The 18,696-nt window shown below is 66.2% G+C and carries 8 protein-coding genes; 2 read left to right on the top strand and 6 right to left on the bottom strand.

The window, feature by feature from the left end:
- Positions 1-38: 38 nt before the first annotated feature.
- The 4 genes from FHS79_RS15190 to FHS79_RS15175 form a co-directional block, all read right to left on the bottom strand.
- Positions 39-734, bottom strand: a complete 696-nt coding sequence (locus FHS79_RS15190) for a VIT1/CCC1 transporter family protein (protein WP_184202033.1) — start codon at positions 732-734, stop codon at positions 39-41.
- Positions 735-833: 99 nt separating this feature from the next.
- The gene (locus FHS79_RS15185) at positions 834-989 is read right to left on the bottom strand and encodes a ferritin family protein (RefSeq protein ID WP_243453351.1); all 156 of its coding nucleotides are present in this window, start codon (positions 987-989) and stop codon (positions 834-836) included.
- 19 nt (positions 990-1,008) lie between these two features.
- Positions 1,009-1,410: a hypothetical protein gene (locus FHS79_RS15180; RefSeq protein WP_184202031.1), complete on the bottom strand. Its 402-nt coding sequence runs from the start codon at positions 1,408-1,410 to the stop codon at positions 1,009-1,011.
- A 242-nt stretch (positions 1,411-1,652) separates the two neighbouring features.
- Positions 1,653-2,498, bottom strand: coding sequence for a hypothetical protein (locus FHS79_RS15175; RefSeq protein ID WP_184202028.1), 846 nt, complete (start codon positions 2,496-2,498; stop codon positions 1,653-1,655).
- A gap of 218 nt (positions 2,499-2,716) precedes the next feature.
- Between FHS79_RS15175 and FHS79_RS15170 the strand changes: the two genes are divergently transcribed.
- Both FHS79_RS15170 and FHS79_RS15165 read left to right on the top strand, forming a co-directional pair.
- Complete coding sequence (locus FHS79_RS15170) at positions 2,717-13,420, top strand: autotransporter outer membrane beta-barrel domain-containing protein (protein WP_184202025.1); 10,704 nt, start codon at positions 2,717-2,719, stop codon at positions 13,418-13,420.
- A gap of 136 nt (positions 13,421-13,556) precedes the next feature.
- On the top strand, positions 13,557-14,204 hold the full coding sequence (locus FHS79_RS15165) for a PEPxxWA-CTERM sorting domain-containing protein (protein WP_243452935.1): 648 nt from the start codon (positions 13,557-13,559) through the stop codon (positions 14,202-14,204).
- Between the two features lie 331 nt (positions 14,205-14,535).
- On the opposite strand, the gene FHS79_RS15160 is transcribed toward FHS79_RS15165, so the two are convergent.
- Both FHS79_RS15160 and FHS79_RS15155 read right to left on the bottom strand, forming a co-directional pair.
- Positions 14,536-15,456 (bottom strand): formylglycine-generating enzyme family protein, encoded by a 921-nt coding sequence (locus FHS79_RS15160; protein WP_184202022.1) that lies wholly within the window; start codon positions 15,454-15,456, stop codon positions 14,536-14,538.
- A gap of 87 nt (positions 15,457-15,543) precedes the next feature.
- The gene (locus FHS79_RS15155) at positions 15,544-18,408 is read right to left on the bottom strand and encodes a TonB-dependent receptor plug domain-containing protein (protein WP_184202019.1); all 2,865 of its coding nucleotides are present in this window, start codon (positions 18,406-18,408) and stop codon (positions 15,544-15,546) included.
- Positions 18,409-18,696 lie beyond the last annotated feature (288 nt).

Genomic DNA, 18,696 nt, shown 5'->3' with positions numbered 1-18,696 from the left:
GGCGTTGCCTGCAGACGTGAAGACGACTGACCGTTGGCCTAGACGACTGCGCCGAACAGCGCTCCGACGCCGGCCGTCGCAGCCATTGCAAAGGCGCCCCAGAAGGTGACACGCAGCGTGGCCTTGCCGACGCCGGCCCCGCCCGTCTTCGCGCCAACTGCGCCCAGGAGTGCCAGGAAGAGCAGCGACGCGACGGCAACCACGGGGACGAGCAGGTTTCGCGGTGCGACCAGGACCATCACCAGCGGCAGTGCCGCGCCGACGGTAAAGGTCGCGGCAGACGTGAAGGCCGCCTGGATCGGGCGGGCATGGCCGCCCGGCACCAGCCCCAGCTCGTCACGCGCGTGGGCACCAAGAGCGTTCCTTGCCATCAACTGCCTGGCGACGGCGACGGCAAGCTCGCGATCGAGGCCGCGCCCTTCATAGATCGCTGCAAGTTCGGCGCGCTCGGCCGCCGGATCGTCAGCCAGTTCGAGCGTCTCGCGAGCAAGGTCTGCCTGCTCCGTATCCGCCTGCGAGCTGACCGACACATACTCCCCGGCTGCCATCGACATTGCACCGGCAACAAGGCCGGCGACACCGGTGATGAGGATGTCGCCAGGTTTCGCCGCGGCGGCCGCGACGCCGATGATCAGGCTGGCGGTCGAGACGATACCGTCGTTTGCGCCCAGCACAGCGGCGCGCAGCCACCCGATACGGGAAACAAGGTGACTTTCTCTGTGCAGGCGGCTCATCGGCAGCAATGTCCTTCGTTGCGGAGGATGATGCCGACCGCCCCGGGGCGTTGAGGCGATCGGCAACCCTGTACTGGCAGCTCAGCGGGGGAGCTTGGCCTACGCAGCTTGATAGCCATGGTAGTGCGTGCCTTCATCTTCGGCGATCTGGCGGAATATGGCACCGACCTTGGGATCCCCCGCCGCTTCGGCCTGTTGCGCGAAGTCGATATACATCTTGCTGTTCTCGTATCCCTCGCCAGCGATCGCATCCACTGCCGCCGGGTAGGGAGTGTCATCGTCGCCCGGACCTGCCGACGTACAGCGGCAGCAGCGCCGCGATGATTTGCGCGGTCAGGCCGATTAGCCCTGCAGGGGTAGCCAGCCCCGCCCATGTTCCGGCCAACGTCCGGCCGAAGAAGGCAACGCCGACCAGCGTCTCGAACAGTGCCAACAGCACAAGAAACCACAGCACCATTGCCCCGCGCGCCGAAAGCACTGGCGGCACGTGCCAGCGTCCAATTGCCCAGCGGCAGATGAAAAATGCCGCAGCGAGCATCAGCGGGACTTCCAGGAGCGTCGCGCCAAGGACGCCGAGCCTCGGCGCAACGACCAGCACGCGGAGGGTACCGAAACTGAAGCCCAGTGCAAACAGCACGAGGAAATAGAGGGTTGCCGCGATCAGAGCGCGTTTCATAGTCGGTCAACAAGCGCCAGATAGCGCGGCTCGGTTTCGCTGCATGCCGCCATTTTCAAACGCAGACCTGCGCCTGCTGCGGCAATAGCATTGGCTTTCGATAACTGGTGTCTGCGGCTCAAAGCCCGACTCCTGACAATCTCGTCGATAGCACAGATCTTGGCGGGATTCGCTGCTATCCGAGCTGAAGGCATTACAAAGGCACCGCCGATGGACTGGCGGCAGCACGGCGGGTCCGGCGGCTAGGACGGTGTCACTGCTGCCCGCGCTGCCAGCGCTTCCTCGATAGTGGGCATCAGGACGCCCGACAGCACCAGCGCGGCGGCGCCAAGATGGAGGCCGTGCCAGATCCGGGTCTGGGCGCGCATGGCGTCAGTCGGTTCCGGGCCGAGTGGGCCTTCGGCAACCCAATTTTTGGCCTCGAGCGCGGCTAGCAGGTCGATCACGTGGGTGCGGGTCAGCCCGTATCGAGCGGCGAGGTTGCGCCTGGAAAGGCGCTCGGTGACGGCGCCCGGCAAAGCATAGTCGCGACGCAGGAGTTCGTTGATCACGACATAGCCGCCGCGCAGATCGAGGAACTGGCGCACCTCGGGCAGGCGCGACGTCAACCGTACGCCCATTGTCTGTGCCGCGACCCAGCGGCTGAACCAGCCTTGGCGAGCGGAGGGATCATCAAGCGCCACCGGCGGTTCGGGAACAAAGGGCAGTGCCGGCAACACCACTGCGTCGACCCACCGATCGACCCATGCCTGAAATGCCGGGGCGAGCATGAGATTGCGGGTGCGCGCGTCGCGGCCCCTTGGCGCCGCCACCAGTGCGCCGCGCCGCTCCAGCGCGTGGAGATGAGCGGTAACGCGATTGCGGCTGGCGGTGTCGGGCGGCAGCAGGCGCAGCACCGCTGCGGCATTGGCGGTCGGATGAAGATGATAACAAATGCCGACTATGTGTGCCTGAGCACGGTCGGCCATCAACTGCGCAAGGGGCGGATTGGCGGCGTGACAGTCCAGCATCCTGACGCACAAGTCATGAGCAGCACTGCAGAAGCGAGGATCGCTGCTGATCGCAGTCCCGAACGCGACATAGTCCATTGCAGATGCCCCCCAGCGACATTGCCAACGAGTCGTAATGTGCCCCGATTTCGACACTCCCGCCAATTCGATTCTGAATGCTCAATACCTGAACGGGCTTGCGTGGCTTGGGGGTATTCGTCAGCATGAACACGTCACACAGAATCATGTCTGTCCGACCGGGCTCAGATCCGGTTCGCCAGACTGGTAGCCGTCTGGCCCTGCTCGCCACGTCGGCGATGATCGGCATGACCCCGGCGCTGGCGGCGCTGCCCGAGGAGTTGCGCACCGGCCGATCGCTGACCGCCGGGGCCGACCTGCTCAACCTCATTCTCGTCGACTACAGCGTGGACCGGTCACCTGATGTGTTCGGGCTGGCACCGGCGCAGCGGATCATCGGGATCGACGCGCTGGGCGGCAATGACGATTTGCTGCTCGGCGGCCGTGGCACCGTGGACGGCAAGCTCGGCCAGACCCGCATTTATGCCAGCCTGCCGCTCGACCTGCCCACCCTTGGGTTGTTCACCGAGTCGCCGCTGACCCGTATCACCGTGATCGGTGCCGATGGCGGCGCGGGAGATGACGTGCTGCGCCTGGGCGGCCGGTTGACGGTGAACGCCACCGGCAGTTTCAACCTCGGCAAGCTCGACATGGATGTCAGTGTGCCGACGACGCTGACGCCTGACTCGCTGACCGCCGAGCTTGACGTCGTCGCGATCGGGCTGGCCGATACCACCGGCAACACCTCGCTGGCGGTGGATGGCCGGCTGGAGAGCAACGCCGCCGCCACCGGCACACGGACCGAGCTGAACGTCAGCCTCGCCAATTTGTCGAACGAGCCGCAACTGCTGACGAGCACCGCCGATGCAATCGGGCTGCTCGCGGGCGGTGGTGCCGATACGCTGGCTATCGGGGTTGCCGGCGAGATCGGGGTCACCGCCAACAGCCTGGCGGTCAGCACCGATCTCACGATCGCCGGCCTGGTTGTCGGCAGCCCGGAAAGCGCCGCCGTCGCGAATGGCATGGCCCGGGTGATGGACGCCGGCGCCGGCGACGACGTGCTGAGCAATGCCGGCCGCGCCGAGGCCAACGCGATCGCACGCCTGATAGAGACCGGTATCGCCGTCGTCGCTGCCGGCTATACCCTGCCCGAAATTCTGGTGCCCGATACCAGCCCCGAAAGCGGCGCCAATGCCCGGGCGCTGGGGCTGGTCGGCGGCCTGGGCAATGATCGGATCAGCAACAGCGGCGCGCTGTCGCTTTCGGCCGAGACGTCGTTGATCCGCACCAGCATCGCCTTCACCGACGCGGGAATCGACGGCACTGCCATCGAAATGTTGTTCGAGCCGCCGACTTTCCCCGACGAGCCGGGGCGTGGTGCAGTGGCGCGGGTGGCGGGAATCCTTGGCGACCATGATCCACTCGTCGAAGCGACCGGTGGCTTCAACCACGACATCATCGTCAACAGCGGTACCATCACCGGCAGCGCCAAGGCCGAAATGACGACCACGGCGGTGCAGATCGCCGTGCCGATCAACGAAGCCCTCGGCGTTTCGGATACTGCAGCCGGCAAGCTGATGGATGCAATCTCGATCGGCCTGAGCGACGATGCTTCGGCAGCGGCAGCGGCGTTTGCGGCGGGCATCCTGGGCGGAAGCGGGCTCGACGTCATCACCCATGGCGGTGCCATCAAACTCACCGCGGAGGCCGAGGCCGATACCGGGCAGTTCAAGCTGGATGTTGCCAGCTTCCTCGAAGGGTCGGAAGAGGAAGGCGCCGGGGCAAGCAGCGAGACCAGCTTCAACCTGAGCCTCGACGTGTTCAACACCGGCGCGTTTGCGGTCGCGGAGGCGAGCGGCATCGATGGCGGCAGCGGCAACGACCGCGTTTTCACCCTCGCGGGATCGACGCTCGCCGCCACGAGCAGCGCGCGATCGCGAATGCTCGATGCCGATGTCACGGTGAGCAATGACGACAAGGCGCTCAACCTCGGCGGGTCGGTGGTGTTCAGCCTGAGCCTCGCGGGCGCCACCACCATGGGCATCACCGGCGGCGCCGGCATCGACCTGATCGACAGCGCCGGCAGCATCGATGTTTCGGCCGATGCGCTGGTGCAGGCGCTGAAGGCCAATGTGAAAGTCTCCGCGGTCAAGAAGGGCTTCACGCTCAATGCCCAGATGATCGATGCCGACATGCAATCGACAGCGTCAGCGACCGGAATCTTCGCTGGCGATCTTGCCGACCAGGTGACCGCCGGGTCGATCAAGGCGCGGGCGACGAGCGATGTCGAATCGATTGCCGTTGCGGTCAATGTCTCGGTGGCGACGGAAAAGGGACTCGCCGGCACCGGCAGCTTCCTGACCACCGATTATCGTTCGCAGGCGACAGCCATCGGGATCGATCGCTTCACGCTCGATCCCACCAATTTCCCACGGCCGCTGCCATCGGGGATCGCGCTCGGGCGGACGACCCTGCGCGACGGTGCGGTGATCGACATCGGCGCCGAAGCCGCCTTCCAGCGCATCGGCGTGGCGGCCAATATCGGCGCTGCCAAGAAAGGTGCGGCGATCGCTGTCAGCATCTTCGAGCTCGAAGCCGCCGGCACCGCCAGCGCCTTCGGCCTGCGCGGCAGCATGTTCGAAGACCAGGTGAGGAGCGGCGCCACCATCGCCAGCAGCGCTGCGGTAACCGGATTGTCGTCGGAAACCTCGCTGGCGGTGGCCGGCGGCGAATCCGGAGTTGCGGCCGGAGTCGGGCTGGTGCTCGCCGATTCCAGCGCAACCGCGCTTGCCCGTGGCATCGACCTGGCGGGCGGCACCAACAGCCTGTTCGCCACCGGCCCGATCAGCGCCGTCGCCAGTGCGGCCAACACGGTCAATGGCAACAGCATCAGCGTCGAAGGCACCAAGCAGGGCGTCGCGATCGGCGCCGCCGTCGTCAAGATCGATACAGCAGCCATGGCCGATGCGGCTGCGATCAGCAGCGGAGGCGGCGACGATGTCATCGAAGCGCGCGGCGCGCTAGTGGCGAACGCGGGCAGCGATGCCGACATCATTGTGGTTACGATCGGCGTGTCGGGCGCGATGGACGGTGTCGGCGCCGGTGCAGGCGTTATCTTGGGCGATGGCAGCGCATCCGCCCGGTCCGCCGGCATCGACAGTGGCGGCGGCAACGACCGGGTGACATTGGGCGGCCCGGTGCTGGCTTCTGCCGCCGCATCGCTCGACAGTGTCAGCGTCGGCTTGACCGTGGCCGGAGCGAAGAATGGCGTCGGTGCCGGGGCGTCGGTCATTTCGACCCGTTTCGGCAGTGACGGCAGCGCGTTCGGCGCGGCGCTGGGCGGCGGCAACGACCAGCTGGTCACATCCGCCGCGCTGGCGGTGATCGGTTCGGCCGACAGTGATGTGAAAAGCGTGGCGATCGAAGTTTCGGGGGCACTGAATGGCGTGGGTGCCGGCGCCGGTGTCGTGCTCGCCGATGTCACCGCCACGGGCAGCGCCCGCGCCGTCGATCTGGGCGAAGGCGATGACCGCGCCCAATTCGGCGCCGGCCTCAGCGCGCTTGCCCTTGCCACGGCGGGCAGTGACAGTGCCGGTGTCAACGTTTCGGGCGCCAACAACGGTGTCGGTGCCGGAGCGGCGGTGGTGGTCGCCACCACGCTGGCGACCGCGGATGCAGGCGCTCTGGCGGCGGGAGACGGCGCCGACAGCGTTATGCTGCGCGGTGCTGCGGTGAACGCAACCGCTACCACCACGACGCTCAAGATCGCTGCCAATGTGGCGGGCGCCAACAATGGCGTCGGTGTCGGCGCTGGCGTGATTCTGGCCGATGCCGGCAGCCTCGCGACGGCCACTGCCGTCGATCTCGGCGCCGGAACCGACCGCGCGACGCTCGACGAGCAGGTCACCGCCGCCAGCACCGCCAGTACCACCACCACCGGCGTCGGTGTCAGCATCGCCGGAGCCAACAATGGCGTGGCTTTGGGCGCCAGCGTTGTTTCGTCCGGTGTCGGCGCCGATGCCGCCGCCACAGTGCTCGCCGCCGGCAGCGGCGATGACAGCATCGATGGCCGCGGCAGCATGTCGGGCACGGCCAGTGCCGATGCCCAGAACACCAGCGCTTCGGTGAGCGTCACCGGTGTCGTCAACGGCGTCGCCGCCGGTGCCGCAGTGGCGCTGGCAGAAACCGACGCAACCGCCACCACCACCGGCGCGGCACTGGGCAGCGGCAACGACATGCTGGTCCTGGCCGGCAGGGTCGGCAGCAGCGCGAACGCCAACGCCCGCAGCACCACGGTGGGGGTGCAGCTGTCCGGCGCCTATCAGGGCGTCGGTGCCGGCGTGGCGCTGGTCGACAGCAGCACCGATGCAGACGCGTCGGCGATCGCGGCCGATGGTGGCGACGGCAACGACAGCCTCGATCTGGGCGGCGCGGTCTCCAGCACCGCCACCGCCTCGGCGCGCAATCTCGGCGTGTCGGTCGGGCTCGGCTTCTCGGTGTTCGGCGTTGGGGTGGGGGGCGCCGGCGTGCTCGGTTCGGTCGGCAGCGTCGCCAATGCCGCCGGCCTGGTCGGCGGGGCGGGCAGCGACACGCTGATCGCCCGCGACTCGGTTACCGTCGCGGCGACAAGCACCGCGCAACAGACCAGCGTGGCCGTGTCGGCAAGCTTTGCCATCGGCCTTGCGCTGGCGGGCAGTTATATCGACAGCAGCCTTGCTTCTACCGCCAGCGCCACCGGCCTTGCCGGGGACAGCGGGCCGGGCGGCGGCAACGACGTGCTCATCAGCAACGGGCCGCTGAACGTGAGCAGCATCGTCAGCGCCACCGGCGCCAGCTACAGCTTTGCCTTTCCGATCGGGGTCGGGGCGGGCGCCAACATCCTGACATCGGGCACCAGCAGCCTTGCCGCCGCCACCGGCCAGAGCGGCAGCGATGGCAGCGACAGCCTGACGGCCAAAGGCGATGTGACGGTCGCGGCCACCGCCGCCAGCACCGGCAGCAGCCTGTCGCTGACCCTGACCGGCGCGAATATCGGCGACATGTCGAACAGCGCCGGCGCGACGGCCATCGGCCTCGACGGCGGCGGCGGCCGCGACGGCATCCTGGCCGCCGGCAGCGTGGCCGCGACAGCCACCGCCACCGCGACTGCGAGCAGCATCGGGATCGGCTTCACCGGTGCCACTATCGCCGATATCAGCAACAGCGGCATTGCCGCCGCCACCGGCATCTCCGGCGGCGATGACAACGACATCATCGTGTCGGAAAAGCGCACTACCGCTACCGCCAGAAGCAGCAGCGACATCGACACAGTGACGGTGCAACTGACGGGCGCTGGCCTGGCCACGCTGGGCAGCACCACATCGGCCATTGCCACCGCCATCGACGGCGGCGCCGGCGACGACGTCATTCGAGCGCGGGACAGCCGCGCCAGTGCAACGGCGGGCCTGACCGGCGACAGCTACGGCGTTACTGCCGTCGGCGCGGCCGGGCAGGACAGCAGCCTCAGTGCCACCGCGCATGCGACCGGCGTCGCCGGCGGCAACGGGCGCAACGATGCGATGCTGACCGACACCAGCGCGGTGGCAGCCGCGACGGCGGAGCCCTCTTCGCTGGCGGTGACACTGACCGGCGTCAACGCTGCCATGCTCGGCAGCCGGGCGAGCGTGACCGCCACCGGCTATCGCGGCGGCAGCGGGCGCGACGAAGCGCAGTTGAGCGGCACCACCACCGCCACCAGCCTCGCCACCGCCACCAGCGACCGGATCGGCATTAGCCTGGCCGGCGCCGACATCGGCGCGACCCAGCTGAACGCCACGGCCGACAGCGCGCTCGCCCGCAGCGGCGATGGCGGCGATTTCATCATAACCAGCGGCACACTCGCGCTGGGCGCGACCGCCAATGCCCGCACCGACGGTACCACGGTCAATATCATCGGCGGCATCGACGCCACGCTGGGGGCGCGCGCCACCGGGCGGGGAATCGGCCTGTCCGGCGGTAGCGGCACCGACGTGCTGGTGCTGGGTGGCAACGTGACCGGCACAGTCGCGGCTGCAGCCCGGTCCGACAGCGATACCATCGGCGTGGCAGGGGCCGCGGTCGCGCGCAGCCGCAACATTGCCGACGCCGCCATCGCCGCCATCGATGGCGCCAGCGGCGACGACCAGCTCGAAACCAGCGGCATCGCGACACTTGCGGCAACCAGCACGGTGCGCAACGACCGGATGAATTTTACCGGTGTCGGCGCCAACGCCGGCTTCGGCGGCATGGACAGTTTTGCGCGGGCAGTCGGCATCGATACCGGCGCCGGCGATCTCGCGTCCAGCACCAATATTGCCTTCAACAGCGGTCAGCTCCGCCTGAACGCCAACGCCGGCACCAGCGATGTCGGCACCGCCATCAGCCTGATCGGCGCCAGCATCTCGAATACCAGCACGTTGATCCGCGCCTCCACCGCCGGCCTGAGCGGAAATGCCGGGCGCGATACGCTGATCAACAGCGGCACTCTCACCCTGTCCGCCATGGCCGGCGGCGGCACGCAGCGGACCGCCATCACGCTGCTCGGCGGGACCATCGCCACCACCACCACCAGCGTGCTCGCCACCATCAGCGGCCTCGCAGGCGGTGACAACAACGACATCCTGCGCAATTCCGGCACGCTGATCGGCACAGCGACGGCTACGGCACGCAGCAGTTCGCTTTCGGGCACCGGCGTCGGCATCAGCCTGGCCAATGCCGACAACAGCGTGGATGCCCGCATCACCGGCATCGACGGCGGGGCCGGAATCGACAGCGTCCGCATGGACGGCACGATGCTGCTGGCCAGCACCGCCACCAGCAGCGGTGCGGACTGGAGTGCCACCCTTGTCGGCGGCAGCATCAACGCCGCCCGCACGCTGGCATCGAGCACGACACAGGGTATTCTGGGCGGCAGCGGCGCCGACAGCATCCTGCACAGCGGAACGAGCACGCTTGGCGCCAGCAGCCAGATCACCGCCGTCGCCCGCGCGCTCGCCCTCGTCGGCGTCGCCAGCGGCGAAGCAGGCTTCCTCGCGACTGCCGATACCATCGGCATCGATGGCGGTGCCGATGACGACCTGATCTCCATCGCTGCGGGCAGCCGGCTGGCGCTCGACGCTGCAGCGGGCGTGACCAGTGTGGCTTCGAACCTGAGCCTGCTCGGCCTTGCCAGCAGCAACGGTCTCGGCAGCGGCACCGCCACGGCGCTCGGCGTCGGCGGCGGTAGCGGCAACGATGGCATCACGGTGGCCGGCCTTCTCGATGTGAGCAGCACGGCGACCCTCGATATCCGGTCGAGCAACTTCACGCTGCTGGGCGCTGTAAACCAGGCCGGGCGGTTCCGGGCCTCGGTCGTGGCAACGGGTGTCGAAGCCGGCATCGGCAACGACAGCATCGGCTTCACCGGCGTCGGCACCATCAGTGCGGTGGCCAATGCCGGCTATCAGGCCAGCGGCCTTTCGGCGCTGGGTGTGGCGAGCAGCGATGCCGCCATCGGTGCCACTGCCCGAGCACTCGGGCTTGGTGGCGGCAACGGCAACAACAGCATCACCCTCGACAACAGCGATCGCATTCCCTTTACCGTGCTGGCGCGCGCCGACAGCACGCTGGCGAGTGGTTCGCGGGTGTTTTTGGGGGCCGCGCTCAACAATGGCGCCGCTTCGAGCCTGTCGACGGCGGCCGGCATCGCGACCGACACCGGCAACGACACCATCCTGCTCAATTCGGACCTCCGCGTCATCGGCCGGGCCGGCATCCTGTTCAATTCGGCCAGCTTCGCTTTTGTCGGTGCTGCCGGCGGCGCCACCGCGGCGCTGGTGCGCAGTGCCGCCAGCGGGATCGAAGCGGGCAATGGCACCAACAGCATTGCCACCGGTGACCGATCGAGCATCGAGGTCGATGTTCTGGTCGACGCGCGCGGCTCGGCGGCTGCCGGGGCCAGCATCGGCAGCGCCACCGCCGCCGCCGTCACCCGCGGGGAAGCGGTCGCCAACGGCATCACCGCAGGCATCGGCGCCGACACGTTCAACCTGGGCGGCACCCTCATGGTCCGGGGCGGAACGACGATCAATCCCGGCGTCTTTGTCAATTCGGGCGCGCTGTTCGCCGACGGCATCGCCCGCGCTCGCGCCGAAGGTGGCTTGACCGGCGGGCTGGTCATCGATGCCGGCGGTGCCTCCAATGTCACCATCCGCAGCGGCGCGCTGCTCCAACTCACGCTGGGTGCCCGGGGCGCCGGCGTCGACGGCAGCGTGCAGGCCATCGCGACATCCAACGGTGTTGCCGGCGGCCTTGATGTCGATGCCTTTGCAGACGCTTCGGCGAGCAGCCGGGTGTTGGCGACCGGCATCGGTCTCGGCGCCGGCAGTGGCAACAGTGTCGCCAATTCCGGCAGCATCGTGGTGATCGGCCGGGGTCTTGTCGATGCACGGGCGCTCGGCAATGGCAATGCCGGCGTTTCGGGCGATGCAACGGCGACCTCCTTGAGCACGCTGGTCGACAGTATCGGCCGCGCAATCGCGTCGACCAGCAGGCTGACGCTCGTCAACAACAAGCAGATCAGCGTGGATATGCGACCGGTCGCGCTCGCCGGTGCCAATGCCGGCGCGAACGGGCTCGGTGTGGTGGATCCCGATGCGCGAGCCACTTCGGGCGCCAATGCCTCGGACACCGTCGCTATCGCTGTGGAGACGATCGGTGGCGTGCTGATCAATACCGGCGAGATCCGGGCGGTAAGCGCACCGCTTGCCGAAGCGGTTGCCGGCGCCAACCCGTCGGGCAGCTTCAATACCAGCATCGATGCCTTTGCCAACGCCACGGCGATCGTCAACGGGACCCAGGCCTATGGTATCCGATCCACCACCAACGCGATCACCATCGAAAACTCGGGCACGATCAGCGCAATTGCCACCCCCGTTGCCATCGCCCGGGCCGGCGCCTTCGGCAACGGCGTCGATGGCGATGCCGTTGCCGTGGCGTCTGTCCAGACCACGGGCACGCTGGCGGTGGGCATCGACCTGCGAACAGCGGGCAGCACCATCACCAACGACGGCAACATCATCGCCAGCGCATCGGCTACCAACACCGCGTCTCCGGAAGCGGTAAAATCGGGCAACGGCAGCCAGACGGCGCTTCCGCTGAGCGTGAGCAGTGCTGCCAGCTATGGCATCCGCACCAGCGGCGGCATCAACAGCATCGTCAACCGCGGCACCATCACCGGCGACTGGTCGATCTGGACCGGGAGCGGCGTCGACACCGTCAGCCTGCTGGGTGGCAGCACAAGCGGCACCATCGAACTCGGCGGCGGCAACGACAGCATCACGATCCGCAACACGCCGATCGTAAGCGGACAGTTGATCGGCGGTAGCGGGAACGACGCGATCATCATCGATGGCGGCGTGACGCTGGGCGGCGGCATCAGCGGATTCGAGAGCCTTTTGAAGACCGGCGCCGGACAGGCCAATTTCGGCTTCATTCCCTGGAATCCGACTGATTTCACCCGCATCGAGGCCGGGCGCGTCTTCATCCAGGGTGGCCTGTCGCAAACCGGCCACAAGCTGACGACGCTGATCTATTCGGATGGCACATTGGGGGCGCTGGCGAGCGGCAGCACGGCGTTGTTCCAGCCGCGCGGCGCGCTGGTCGTGGCGCTGGGTGATAATGGCGTGTTCGTCGACAAGACCAGCTGGGACGTGATCCAGTCAGCCGGCCCGGTGAACAGCAGCCTGCTCACCGTGGCGCTGCCCGGAAACACGGCGCTGCGCAGGTTCAGCGCCGGACTTGCGGTTGGCAACACCCGCTACCGGGTGCAGGTCCAGGTTCAGCCGATGGCCGGATTGGCCGCCCCGGGCCTTGCTGCCAGCTATGGTGCGGCGCTCGATGCCTTGACGCCGATGGCAACCGGCGCGGTGGCAGATACCATCGTGCAGTTGCAGGCAATCCCGAGCGCAGATGCGTTGCGCGCGCGGTTGACCGCCGATGCGCCGGCGCTGCCTACACGCTCGCTGGCGATTGCCGGGGCGATGCTCGACAGCGCTCTCGCCGTCACTGCCGCGGCGCCGGCCCGGCTTGGGCATTCGGCGCCAACGGCGGGGCTGACGCTTGTTGGCCAGGCCGCCAGTGCAGGCGCGCCGGGCCGCTGGTCGGCCTCTTTCGGCGGTTTGCCGAACGGCAATTCGGGCATCGGCCAAGGCAACGGCATCGGCTATGCCAGCGGCATCACCACCATGGCCGGGGACGATGTCGAGCTGGGGATGGGCATGGTCTGGATGGCGCGCGACGCGCAGTTCACCGCAGGCAACGGCCACAGCGAAACGACAATCCTCACGGGTCGGGTGCTGGTGGCGCCGACGCCGTCCCTTCGCATTGTCGCCAGCCTCGCCGGCGGCCGCGGCCGCTTCGATGGCAGCCGCAGCGTTGCCGGTGGCGGGCTGGGCATCAACCGCCAGACCAACGGGCTGTTCGCCTCCGAAAGCCAGATTTCCTGGTCACCACCAGCTGGCTGGCTCAACGCCAGCCTTGGTGCGGCGATCAGCTATCGCCGGGTTGAAGGCGACGCGATGCGCGAAGGCGCGAGCGGACTGGCGCTGCTTGTCGACCGCAGCCATTGGCAGCGCGCCGAAACGCGGGTCGGCCTGACGCTTGCGCCGGAAATGATCCTGGGCGGCCTGCGCTTCACCTCGCGACTGGGCACGCACTGGATGCATCGCCTTGGCGGCGCCCAGGACGGCGTGGAGGCACGCTTCGCCGCCATGCCCGATCAGCGCTTTGTCCTCAGCAATGGCAACCTGCCACGCGACTCGCTGGCCTTCGATGTCGGCGCCGGCCTGGCTGCCGGTCGCTGGAGCCTCAACGCCGCCGCAACCAGCCGTGCCGATGTCGGCAGCCGCTGGACCGAAGGCAGGGTGACACTCGGGCTCGCCTTTTGAGCGGCTCCGGCGGCCCGTGTCACGCACCGGCGATGGCCCCGTCGCGTCCGCCGCGCTGTGCGATGCAGCCGGCCGGTTCAATATCGTCAGGGGGCTTGGCTGATGCCAGCATCCGACAGTGTTTCTGGGCTGCAATTTGCAACAACGTCTTAAATCGCGTTTTATTTTTGCTGTAAAACCTCAGGAGGCTGTCATGAGAAAAATGTTTTTAAGTACAATGATCGTTGCCGTGGTGGCCAGCAGCATCGCAACCGCTGCCGATGCCGCGCTCGTGTTCATCGGATCGTGGCGAGTCGACCAGGGCCCGTCGTGGATTGGTACGCCCCCGGCCTATACCGGCCAGCAAACTGCGGCATTTCTATTTGGCGGCATGGCAAGCGATTACTCGATTTCGACGATCGGCAATGACCCCGGGAGTATCGACAATCTTGCCTGGGTAAGCGTGGTTGGCGCTTTTTCTTTCCCCGATTGCGCTGAATTTCCCTGCGGCCGCAAGGTCTCCGAAAGCGCCGTGACGAGCTCGGGCGGCCTCTACCTTAATGTCGGAGACGAATCGGCATTCGTCGACGATTGGGCGGTCGGTCCGAATTTCACGAACTATGCCTTCCGGAACGCAATCCCCGAACCCGCGAGCTGGGCGATGCTTATTGCCGGCTTGGGCCTGACTGGCGCTGTCATGCGTCGACGCCGTCGCCTCGCCTTAGCAGCATGGGATCATCGTGGCGGCATACTCAGCGGCACGGATACGGCGACGCCGGGAGTCACGTCTCCGCGCCAGATGTAGTCGCAGGCCAGGTTGATATCTGGCTATGCCGGTTTCATGCCGCTGCGAGAAGCGATGTCCGTAAGCCGATGGCTGACAGCATTTCAGAAAATCGAGGCATTCCTTGAGGCCGGGCAGTCGTCTCGCGATCCCGACATTTTGTCAGCATCGATGTGCCGGGCATCAACGCCGACCGCGACGCTCGAACGCCGCTGACACCTGTCTGGCAGACCTGGACGGTGCCTGTGAGCTCACATAGTAACCTGATAGGTCATTTCGGGCTATTCGGCGTGGCTGCCTGCTTCCTGCCCTCCAAGCTGCGAGGCCCGTTTTCTCACAGTTCCCCGCAAGCTCAGAGCGCGCGGGCGATCCTGAAGCCGACGTTCACGCTGTTGAGGGCGTGCGGGAAAAACGCTCGCTCGCTTGGACGATTGGTGCGCTGGTTGCTGTAGAATGCGCCGCCGCGATCGGAGCGAAGCGTGCAGTCGCCGGTGACCCACGCCGAGCCGTCGACGGGGGCATCACGATAGGAGTCGTTGCGGCAGTCCTCCACCCATTCCCAATGGCTACCGTAAGTGTCGTAGACCCCGAAGGCGTTTGGCTTGAACGAGCCGACGGGGGCCGTGCTGATGCCGTAACCATCCCGGCAGGTGACATAAGCCCAGGTGGCAAGGCCGCCGGCTTCCTTTGCGGTCGCGTCGGCGACATTGCCATAGGCGCAGCCCTCGTTTGGATCGTCTCCGAAGAAATAGCGCGTCTTTGCTCCTGCCTTTGCTACATATTCGAATTCGGCTTCGCTCAGCAGTCGGTACGGCTTGCCGGTCTTGGTCGCGAGCCATGCGACATAGGCCTTGGCGTCGAGCCAGCTGACACAGGACACCGGATGAGCGTCGGTTTGCGGGAAGTTGGTGTCTTCCCAGCCCTTGGATGCGACGCGTTCGGTCTTGGCGCCGGTAAACACCGTGCAGTTATTCAGCGGCGCATGGCCGGTCTCCTTCACGAACTGCCGAAACTCGCCACGCGTCAGTTCGAACTTGCCGACAGCAAAGGCGTTGGCGAAGGTTACTTCACGCTGCGGACCCTCATCCTTGTCGCGGATCGGATCGGTTTCAGCCGTGCCCATGATAAAGCGCCCGGCCGGTACCACGACCATCTCGGGACAATTGGGACAGTCCCGAAACGCCGATCCGGCTGCCGCCGGCCCCGACCCGACGCGCCCGGGTGTGGCGCAGCTTGCGAGCATGACACTCACAGAAAGCAGGCCGAACGTCATTGTCGCTTTTCTCATTGTCCTGTCCCTTTCAACCGGCATCGTCATGCTGTCTCTACCCTGCGAGCGGCTCCGACATGCTGCCTGCATCTAGATCCGGAAACGGATTCCTGCGCCGAAGACACGGCCGAGGATATCATATTGCGACCTTTCGATCGGCTGGTTCCACCAGGATGGGTGGCCGGTCGGGCCAGCCGGCACGACGGCCGGATCCTTGTTGAAGATATTGCGAACGTTGAAGAAAAACTGGAACTGGTTGTTGTCGCCAAGGCTGTAGGTCGCCGAGAGATCGAAATAGGTCGCCGCGGCAATCGAAATGTCGTCGTAGGTTGGGTTGTCGCCGGTCGACGTCGGACAACCGGACTGGCACTCGATCCAGTTGTTGTTTTGAACGCCGCCACTGACGCCGCGCATCGTGCCGCTCAGCGCCAGGCGCTCGTTCTGGTAATTGACCGAGAGCTGATATCGCCACGACGGCAGCCCCGCAGCACCGGCCCGCTCGGTGACGATCGACCCCGGCAGCCCCGGATTCACCGTGTAGCTGATGTAGTTCGTGGCCAGGCCGCGGATCGTGAATGTGCCGCTCGTCCCAGGCATAAGATCCTCGAACCTGAAACGGTAGCTCGCCTCGAAATCCAGGCCTCTTGTGCTTTCCGACGCTAGGTTCAGCGGCGCGGTGCGCACCTCGAACTGTTGCGGGCCGGCCGGAGTCGCTGTGATCAGGGCGCAAGCATCCTGATTGCCGGCGAAGCACAGGTTGACGACCTGCTGAATGTTGAGGCTGCCGATCGCACCGGTGATGCTGACCTTGTAATAGTCGACCGACGCGTTGAAGCCTGACAGGAAGGTTGGCTGGAAGACGATGCCGGCACTGTATGTCCTACCGATTTCCGGATCGAGGTTCGGGTTGCCGGTGGTGAGGCCGCGCGCCGTCGTGGCGGCGCCGTTGTTGTTGGGATCCAGAAACGAACCGGACGTCTGGAACACGCCGGCAAACCGATCGGAGAGATTTGCTTCGCGCACGTCGCGAGACGCAATGCCGCGAATACGCAGGCTTTCTATCGGCATGTACTCGGCGCCCAGCTTCCAGGTCACGAAGGTGCCGCTCTCGTACTTCACTACCCGCGACGCCGCGTTAATCGTCAGCTGCTTGGCCCAGGCCTGGTCCCTCGCCAACGGGATCACGGTTTCGACATAGGCGTCCGAAACCTTGTAGCTTCCGATCGTCGGCAAGCCGCCCGTGGTGTCCCAGTTGGCCACGCTTACCTGCGTGATCGGATCGGCCACGCCGTCGGCGCTCTGGGTCCGGTGTTCGACGCCGAAGGCGAGGGAGACCGGGCCTGCCCAGATTTCGAACGGCTCGCCGGCAATGTTGATGCTGACGACATTCTGCTTGAAAACGCTGTCCTGCGTGGGATTGCCGGTCACATAGTCGATGGCGGCCTGGTTGTTCACGCCGGTGCCAAACAGATTGTAGGGGATGCAGCCATCGGTCGGATTGGTCAAGGTGGAGCGGCAGATGATCGAGCCATTGGGTGCGCGAACGGCATCGATGGCGCGGTTCCAGTTGGGCAGCCGCGTGGCGTTGGTGGCGGTATTGCGCAGGGCGGTGCGGGCAAATTGGTAATAGGCGCCGATGGTCCATTCGGTGTCCAGCGCATCGAACTTGCCATCGACCCCCGCGACGACACGCGTATAGCCGCGCTCGGAGTTGGCGCCCGATACCGGATTGTCGCCTTTCAAGGTGCCGAACGGCACCGACGTCAGGTTCAGCGCCCGCATCCGTGCTGCGATTTCGGCTGGCATATACGGGTTGTCGACGCGGACCGCCAGCGTGTTGCCGAAGGTACCCGAGAAGTACCGGGCATCGGTATCGAGGTGGGCCACCATGCCCTCGGCATAGATGTTCCAGTCGTCGGCGACGTCATAGCTGACCCGAGCGAAAAGGTTGCGGCGGTTCTGCCGGGGCACCATGCTGTTGTCTTGATTGTTGCGCGGCGAATTGTCGGCCTGGGTGCCGCCCGACATGATCGGATCCGAGACGATAGGGCCGAGGACCAGGTTGTAGGGCGTGCCGCCGGGGCCGAAGGCGATGCCGCGCAGCGACGCGCATGTCGAGGTGGCAGTGCAGGCGATGGCGCCGCCGAAGGTTGCCGTGCTGAGCGCAATGTCCTGCTTGCGCAGTACGCGCGGCTGGCCGTTGGTCGCGGTATAGGCCGGGTTGTTGATGTATCCCCAGTTGGCTTCGGTCCAATCACGGTTGCCGGGCCGGTAGATGCCGTCTTCGTGGCTGGCTTCGCCGCTGAGCAGGAAATGTCCGCGGCCACCGGCGAACGCCGCGCCGTAAGTGAGGGCGACCTTCCAGTTCTGGTTGTCGCCATAGGTGGTCTGGCCACCGAAGATTTCGCCCCTTAGCCCGGTGAACTTGGTGTCCAGCACGAAGTTGACCACGCCCGAGAGCGCGTCAGAACCATAGGATGCCGATGCGCCGCCAGTCACGACATCGACCCTCGACACGAGCTGCTGCGGCAGTTCGCTGACATCGACCGTGCCATCGTTCGCCATGCCGCCGACGCGACGGCCATCGAGCAGCGTCAATGTGCGAACCGTGCCGATACCGCGCACGTTCATGGCATTGATGCCCTGACGGCCCTGGCCCACCATGTTCGATGTGGTTGCGGGCGTCGAACTACCGGAAAGCGAGGGCAGCGTGTTGACATAATCGGCGATGTTCGGCGTCGCCGAGCGCGAGATCTCATCGCGACTGACAACCGAGACCGGCGTTGGCGAATTGTAACCGTCGCGCTTCACGCGTGAGCCGGTGACGACGAGTTCCCCGGCTGCCGGTTCATCGGCGGCCGGCGCCTGGGCATGCGCGACGCAGGAGACGAGAAGCGCTGCGACGCCAACCGAAGCCCTCAGGGCCGTCGTTAAGCAAATCTTGTGGCTCAGCATGGCATTTGGCTCCCAAATTGCAACAGGCACACACAAAGAGATACAGAAAGCGATGCGGCCACGGTCTGCGCGGCGCTCGATTCTTCAGATCAGGACATCTTTTTGCTTCTCACTTGATCCAAACGAACGAATTGCAGTTCTCTGCTATCCAATCTCCGCAGGAGCATATTTTTTTGACCGCTCGCATGGGTGCACCAAACTAGTTGTCGGATTCCGTCCCAACTTGCCTCCAGCAGAAATGACAGAAGCCGAAGAAGGTAGAAGATCTCTGACAGGCCAGTGCTAACC

Origin of the sequence: Polymorphobacter multimanifer, assembly GCF_014205635.1 — a bacterium.
Classification (GTDB): domain Bacteria; phylum Pseudomonadota; class Alphaproteobacteria; order Sphingomonadales; family Sphingomonadaceae; genus Sandarakinorhabdus; species Sandarakinorhabdus multimanifer.
The sequence above is the reverse complement of the archived record's forward strand: the minus strand, read 5'-3'. Positions and strand labels throughout refer to the sequence as shown.

What these genes read in the sequence shown, in the direction of transcription:
- FHS79_RS15170 (WP_184202025.1), top strand. Translation starts at nt 2,717, where the DNA reads ATGATCGGCATGACCCCGGCGCTGGCGGCGCTGCCCGAGGAGTTGCGC.
- FHS79_RS15160 (WP_184202022.1), bottom strand. Translation starts at nt 15,456, where the DNA reads ATGACGTTCGGCCTGCTTTCTGTGAGTGTCATGCTCGCAAGCTGCGCC.
- FHS79_RS15175 (WP_184202028.1), bottom strand. Translation starts at nt 2,498, where the DNA reads ATGGACTATGTCGCGTTCGGGACTGCGATCAGCAGCGATCCTCGCTTC.
- FHS79_RS15190 (WP_184202033.1), bottom strand. Translation starts at nt 734, where the DNA reads ATGAGCCGCCTGCACAGAGAAAGTCACCTTGTTTCCCGTATCGGGTGG.
- FHS79_RS15155 (WP_184202019.1), bottom strand. Translation starts at nt 18,408, where the DNA reads ATGCTGAGCCACAAGATTTGCTTAACGACGGCCCTGAGGGCTTCGGTT.
- FHS79_RS15180 (WP_184202031.1), bottom strand. Translation starts at nt 1,410, where the DNA reads ATGAAACGCGCTCTGATCGCGGCAACCCTCTATTTCCTCGTGCTGTTT.